General features: G+C 48.6%; 8 protein-coding genes. 4 read left to right on the forward strand and 4 right to left on the reverse strand.

Going from position 1 to position 6,569, the window contains the following annotated elements:
* Positions 1-568: 568 nt before the first annotated feature.
* On the reverse strand, positions 569-871 hold the full coding sequence (locus KIH86_RS30180; protein WP_407672310.1) for a DUF6809 family protein: 303 nt from the start codon (positions 869-871) through the stop codon (positions 569-571).
* Positions 872-950: 79 nt separating this feature from the next.
* On the opposite strand from KIH86_RS30180, the gene KIH86_RS18950 reads away from it, so the two are divergent.
* Complete coding sequence (locus tag KIH86_RS18950; protein WP_223086955.1) at positions 951-1,175, forward strand: helix-turn-helix domain-containing protein; 225 nt, start codon at positions 951-953, stop codon at positions 1,173-1,175.
* Positions 1,176-1,482: 307 nt separating this feature from the next.
* Here the strand turns inward: KIH86_RS18950 and KIH86_RS18955 are convergent, their stop codons facing one another.
* Positions 1,483-2,703, reverse strand: coding sequence for a pectin acetylesterase-family hydrolase (locus KIH86_RS18955; protein ID WP_223086952.1), 1,221 nt, complete (start codon positions 2,701-2,703; stop codon positions 1,483-1,485).
* A gap of 272 nt (positions 2,704-2,975) precedes the next feature.
* Between KIH86_RS18955 and KIH86_RS18960 the strand changes: the two genes are divergently transcribed.
* Positions 2,976-3,614 (forward strand): SMI1/KNR4 family protein, encoded by a 639-nt coding sequence (locus KIH86_RS18960; RefSeq protein WP_223086950.1) that lies wholly within the window; start codon positions 2,976-2,978, stop codon positions 3,612-3,614.
* 64 nt (positions 3,615-3,678) lie between these two features.
* Here KIH86_RS18960 and KIH86_RS18965 read toward each other — a convergent pair whose 3' ends face one another.
* Both KIH86_RS18965 and KIH86_RS18970 read right to left on the reverse strand, forming a co-directional pair.
* A complete protein-coding gene (locus KIH86_RS18965) occupies positions 3,679-4,128 on the reverse strand; it encodes a hypothetical protein (RefSeq protein WP_223086946.1) in 450 nt (149 codons plus the stop codon).
* A 37-nt stretch (positions 4,129-4,165) separates the two neighbouring features.
* A complete protein-coding gene (locus tag KIH86_RS18970) occupies positions 4,166-4,741 on the reverse strand; it encodes a GNAT family N-acetyltransferase (RefSeq protein WP_223086944.1) in 576 nt (191 codons plus the stop codon).
* A gap of 143 nt (positions 4,742-4,884) precedes the next feature.
* On the opposite strand from KIH86_RS18970, the gene KIH86_RS29870 reads away from it, so the two are divergent.
* A complete protein-coding gene (locus KIH86_RS29870) occupies positions 4,885-5,118 on the forward strand; it encodes a nitroreductase family protein (RefSeq protein WP_223086942.1) in 234 nt (77 codons plus the stop codon).
* Between the two features lie 13 nt (positions 5,119-5,131).
* On the forward strand, positions 5,132-5,740 hold the full coding sequence (locus KIH86_RS18980; RefSeq protein WP_223086940.1) for a nitroreductase family protein: 609 nt from the start codon (positions 5,132-5,134) through the stop codon (positions 5,738-5,740).
* Positions 5,741-6,569 lie beyond the last annotated feature (829 nt).

Genomic DNA, 6,569 nt, shown 5'->3' on the forward strand with positions numbered 1-6,569 from the left:
GAACAGCCTTTCACTGCTTCGATATCATGTCTTCTTCATACGATTCATGCAGATCCGATCATATTGAGCATCGAAAAAATCAGTGTCCATTACCTTGCCTTCACATTTGCTGCCATCCTAATACTGCTGATAGCATAATGCACTCCAATATTGGCACTGTTTCTTACTTTACCCTACTTTGAACTGCATTCTACTGCCGCATTTCTCACAATAAGAAATCTCGACAGTGGAATAATATTCTCCGCCTATTGAGATTCATCAGACTGCTCTTCACTAAGCGCTCTACGATCGCATCATGTTCTTCCTTTGTTTACATTTTCTCTTGCGTTCCCACGACCTTGATTCGTTCATCTTCAGGGACAATCTCCTACTGGTCTTCGATCGTTTCCCCGAAGCCACCTCTTCAAATAACAAAAATAAAAACAAGCCAGTACGTATAACACACACCAGCTTGATTTATCTCAGGTATTTTGGATAAATCCCTACTCCACTTTTTTAATACTTCAACGATTTCTCGAAGTAAAACAGGCACATGAAGTGAGGCAAACTCAGCTTTTCGCCTGAGCTATCAGCAATTATTGAACACATCAATCATCATTAACGCTCCCGTTCTATAACCGTGAATGAACGCTAGGGCGGAATGCAAAGAATTCGAATCGATCATTAAATCGAGCAGCTGTTCGACTTGCTGGAAATCCTCTTTCGAAAATTGGTCTTTGAGCATTTGTATGGACTCAGTGATTTTCTGATTTATCTTCCTAACTTCCGAATCACTTTGACTATCTAACTCATTCGGGCGCAGCCTTCCATAATAAAAATCCTCCAAAATGGTCGTATGAGGCCTCCTTTCGCAAGATAACGGACTTTCCACGTATAAATTTTATGCGAAAATCGCATAAATATCAATATGCAATTTTCGCATAAAGTAAACTTGCCTTGGGTGATTAACAGTGTACAGGAGAATCCGCGATTTACGCGAAGACAAAGATTTAACACAGCAGGAAATGGCTGAGCTTTTACATATCACACAAGCCACTTATTCCCGCTATGAGAATGGTAATTTGGATGTCCCGAGCGTCGTATTAATAACTCTAGCCAAGTTCCATCAAGTCAGCATCGACTATATTCTTGGTCAGACAGACACCCGAAAACGTTATCCCGGTATAAAAGAATAATCCAACGAATCACCCTAATGTGATCTTGGGTCATGGTAAACAAATAAGCTCCCACTAATACGGTTAGCAGGAGCCACAACGTTTAAAATTTTTCTTTACTTAGAGCGAACCCCAATATTCACCGAATAACTCCTCACAAACAACAATTTCTCCCCAGCGCCAATAGTTCCGTTTACACTCTCGTCAGTATTTTCCGTGGTTGAGAGATTCGGCAAATGAACGGTTGTACCTCCTTTCGCTTTATCCACTGCCACTTTCAATTTTCTATTTGACGTTCTATCCGTTCACTTCACCAGGCGAATATCCATCAATTCCCTTCTGCAGCGCCCTCTTTCTCCGTCTGTTCCCCTTCATCCGCCGGAGCAGACAATAACTTACCGCCAACCGAATACCTCTGCCGTTTGTTGATGATGTCATCCAGCCAATCCGCCAGCCGCACCCCGTCTTCCTCTGTCTTGAATAAGACGTCCCGGGTCGCGAAGGTATGCGCGGTGGTTCCTTTTTTAGCATCCATCCCGTAATCGGTCACATAATAAACATAATTCGGTATGGTTTCGGCCAACTCCCGGACCGCTGACGTCATCCTTCTGGACCAGGCGGCTGCATCGCTTTGGCTGGAGCCCGCGGCTTTATCGTTGATTTTATTCTCAAAATGGGTCAAGATTTCATCGTACAATGAATAGGATTGCAAAAAGACCGTCCCTTCCGCCATTTGACGGCTATTGCCTCTAACCGCCGCGCCGATCAGGTCCGCAGCCGCCGGATAACCGAAGGTCTCCGTAAAATCGGCCTGCCATTCATTATCAACGATCCCGGGCCATTTGTCGCTGTATAAAAAAGAACTGTCCGAATATTGATAAATTTCGGCATCCTTGTAATGCTCAGCGATTTCGGGCGCCCAGAAAGCCGATCCGAACCCGCCGGCGCTCTCTCCGGCAATCAGCAGCTTGTCCGGCTGAACGGCATGTGTGTAAATCCAGTCCAGACTGCTGTGCACATTATTTTTACCGTTATAATTCACGATAAGATTGCTGCCATCCTTCTGCGGGTAATTGGCGATACGGTTGCCGATATGGAAATCGCCGGTCGAATAAGGAATATAAGCGACATTCCACTCCCGGAAGGGGTTCTCCGGCCGATCCGCCATGATTCCGTTCAGCAGGGTCAGCATGTAAAAAGGCAGATTCGCAAAGTAATTGCCGGGATCTTTTCCCGCGAGAATGTTGGTAATTTTTATCGGGCTAGCCGCGCTGGTGGCATCCCAGCTAACCCCGCCGCCGGAGAAAAAAATAATCCAGTTGCGGCTGCTCCCTTTTTTGGTCAGCAGATAATATTCCGAGCCGTCGCTTGAACGAACGTTTTCGCCCAGTTCCACCCTGTTCCACACATGGGGCTTCGTATCGGCGTGCTCGGCAATCGGTGTCGGCCGTTTAATGACAAAGGCATACACCGCGCACGCTCCCAAGAGGATTATGGCCAGCAGCGCAACCAATGAAATTTTCAGCCATTTACCGATTTTCCTCTTCATTCCCGTGATACCTCCTTGCTTAAAACTGTATGTACAAGTCCGCAGCGGCTGCTCGCCTGCTTTCATCAAATATAACCCATTTGTAGCACCCGCGGCCAATTTCCCAATGCACGCCCCTGTTCCGCTTGAAGCGGCGTCGCCTGTACATTCGCATCTTCCAGGGAGGAAGATTTCGTAAAGCATGGTACAATGATACTAAAATATCCATTCAGCGAGAGCCGCCGGACATGCCTGCCATGCCGGATTCTTCCCGTAATACAGGAGGTCATGTGATGGGCAATATTGCTGCCGTGTGGTCGGCTTTTGTACACGCCATGAGCGAACAGGAGCGCAGGTTCCCCGAATTTTTGAATGAACCGGCCACGGAAGAGGAATTACTTGAAGCAGAGCAGCAGCTCGGCTTCCCGTTTCCGGAGGAAGTAAAGGAATTATATCGCATACATAACGGACAAAATCATAGGTACGGCATCGTGTTCGGGCTCTACTTCTTGTCCCTGACCGAGCTGTGCAGAAAGCACAAGGATTGGAAGGAACTGATTGATTCGGAAGGGCCGGAAGGCCTGGCCGAACTGGGAGAACTGTGCACCTCCACTCCGCCGGGTACGATCAAAACCGTATATGCCAATCTCCGCTGGATTCCCCTATTTTACGATGGATCGGGCAATGCGGTTGGGGTCGATCTGGACCCCGGCGAGCATGGAAGCATTGGCCAAATCATCAATTTCGGGCGGGACGAAGACAACAAACTGGTGCTGGCGCCGAATCTAGCCGCGTTTATCCCGCGTTATCTGATGGCATTAGCAGACGAAGTTGAGATTGAGGCCGAAGACGATGACAACGATATTTTCTTCAGCCTGGACGCCCATGCCATTGATGTATGGAAACACTTGGTAAAAGAGGGTGCACACTGACAGTCTTATGATCCTTACATCGCTGGCCGCCCTTAGCTGCCGGGGCTGCGGAGTGCGGTATGCTTTAGTCTTTTTTTCGCAAAATCGTGCGCGACGGTCCCGGGTATTCCAGCAAGTAACCATCATACCCCCTGCGGTCAAGCTGCAGCGGCACTTCCAGCGAAGCAATGCCTTCCATCGCCAGCATTTCAAGCACATGTGTGAAATGCTGGTGCCGCTCTTCTGCGAATATATCCAAGTATTCCAGCAAGCGGGCTTCCGCAGCCGGCCGATCCAGTTGGCAAGCAAAATGATACACCATCGGCACACGATGCCGTACGGAAATCCACGCGCTGTCTGCGGCTGCAAAGCGCTCCAGTACCCCGGCCGCCTCGCTATGGGAAAGCGTTCTCGGTTCGCCCACAGCCTGCGCCCGGCCCTGCATAATGATGCAGCCGAAACGTTCCCTGGTCAAATAATCGGCAAACTGCCGCTCCACGTCGCCGTCCTGGCGAAACGGCATCGGCAATAACATGGCGCTCCCTCCTGACCTGCTGTTGTAATTGCCAAATTCAATCTGTTATTCGCTGTTCCTTATTCCGGCCAATCACATACTCCAACTGGATATCAAACGGCTCCAGCGCCACATGATGCAAGTCAACCTCCACCGCATCAACACAGCCCATTGCCCGATAAAAAGCCTGAGTTTCTTCCGCAGAATGCGCCGAGATATACAGCTTCTGCGCGCCCCACGCTTCAGCCTGCTGTGCCGCCATCTTAAACAAGCTTCTTCCAAGCCCGGCGTGGCGGAAATCCGTGGAGACATGCAGCTGCATTAAATCCGTATACTGCCGCGCACTGCCGAACAGCTCGCGCAGCAATGTGGCAAACGCAGCGATTTGCCCGTTATGTACAGCACATATGACCTTCCCCCCATTATGAATACATCTATAGAAATCCTCTGCAATGATCTCGTTTTTGGTTGCGGCGTCCCAATTGTCAATGAACGGCGCATCGACCAGCTTCCGCTCCCCTTCTACTGTGCGCCAGGCACGGGTCACCCGTTGAAATCTGTTGAAGGAATCCAGCAAGCCCGGCTGCAAATCATCCAGGCTCAAGCTTTTAAATTCTATATTCTGAATCCTCATCGCCCCCAACATCCCCGCTCCCAACAATTCCTCTCTGCTCCTTACCGGAACAGCAGCCGCATCAATGCGCCTATGGTATACTATGGAAAAGAACTTGAACAGTAATTCATTTCCACATCCCATTGATATGGAGGAATAAAATCATGAGCACTGCATTGGCACTCCCGCTGGAGGAAACTATCAAAACCCGTTCCTCGGTCCGAACCTATTCCAGCCATAGCATTGAACAAGGGACAAAAGAGCAACTCCAGCAGTTCATCAGTACATTGAGCAATCCCTTCTCGGCAGAGGTGCATTTCAAGCTGCTGCAAACGGAGCAGGCCGCAAACGCGCGGAAGCTGGGCACCTACGGCGTCATCAAAGGCGCCAAAGATTAATATTGGGGCTTCCGTGACCAACGGAGCACTGGCGTTGGAGGCGCTGGGCTATGAGTTTGAGCATTTAGTTTTATACGCAACCTCATTGGGGCTCGGCACCTGCTGGATGGGCGGAACTTTCAAAAGAAGCGAGTTCGCCAAAGCGATGGAAGTGCGCGAAGATCAACTGTTCCCGGTTATCTCTCCAATTGGTTACGCTGCCGACAAAAGACGCGTGACCGAAAACATTGTCCGCAAAGTGGCCAAATCGGACCAGCGCAAGCCTTGGGCGACACTCTTTTTTCGGGAATCTTTCAGCAACCCCGTGACTCCCGAAGAGGCCGGAGACTATGCTTACCCTTTGGAAATGACTCGACTGGCACCGTCGGCTTCCAACAAGCAGCCATGGCGGATTATCAGGGATGCGGACGGACAGACCTATCATTTCTATGAGTACAAGGCGCGGGGCTACAGCGATGCGCTTGGCTATGATATCCAGAAGGTAGACTTGGGCATTGCCGCCTGCCACTTCCAGCTTGCAGCAGAGGATAAAAATCTGCCCGGAGCATTTCAGGTGCTGCCTCTCCCGCTGACAAATCCGCCGGAGCATATGCATTATCTGTTTTCCTGGACGTCTCGTTAAGGCGACGCCTTGCCCAACCGCAAGGGTGATTTCATCATGGATACTCATGCATTGATGATGATTTTACCAACTATCTTCTTTCTTAACCGAACCTTACAAAGGGCTTAAGCCAGTGTTTGGAGAAACACGCCTATTGACCAAGAATAACTATAACCCTTAAGTAACCATATGGTACATCCATCTCATGTTATATTCTCTGGAATACGCGCATTGAACAGCAAGCGATTCTGGAAAGTCCCATTGTATCTTCGCTAATCAATATGAACCTACTTTACTGTGCAAAACCCGAATATTTGGAGAAATTGAAAGGTTATAAGCAAAAAGCGCTTGATGAACTGCCAAGCCCATAGGCGAAATATCCCTTGCCAGGGCACAGGGGTATATCAGTATGACAAAGCAATACTATGCAGAAGCTTTGTTGGCCGAGGAAATAGTCGCTGTCCGTTATGCGTTAGACAATCTGGCTCTTGAACTCTTCAACGCGGTTAACTGTCTCAATAATACTTTCTTTCAGTAAGGGATTAAGCGATATCTGGAAGAACTGCGCCCATTGAAATATTTGCATCATAATTTTGAGCAAACTTATCTGTATCAATACCTGATAAATGCTCTGCCCGTGGATGAACAGTGAGACCTACCGTCTATTTAAAAATACAACTGTGCTTTACGATCAATTGTAAGCCGAACTGGTTGAGCCTCCGGTTCCAACTTATGTTAATCTTAAAGGCATTTTATAAAGTGATTTGGTCCAATCAGAGAAATAAGGTCATTAACAGCACACAAGCCAAGGATATCTCATACGCCTTTCTTACTGTGCTAAGGCAGAGCT

This window comes from Paenibacillus sinensis (assembly GCF_019904155.1).
Taxonomy (GTDB): domain Bacteria; phylum Bacillota; class Bacilli; order Paenibacillales; family Paenibacillaceae; genus Paenibacillus_AQ; species Paenibacillus_AQ sinensis.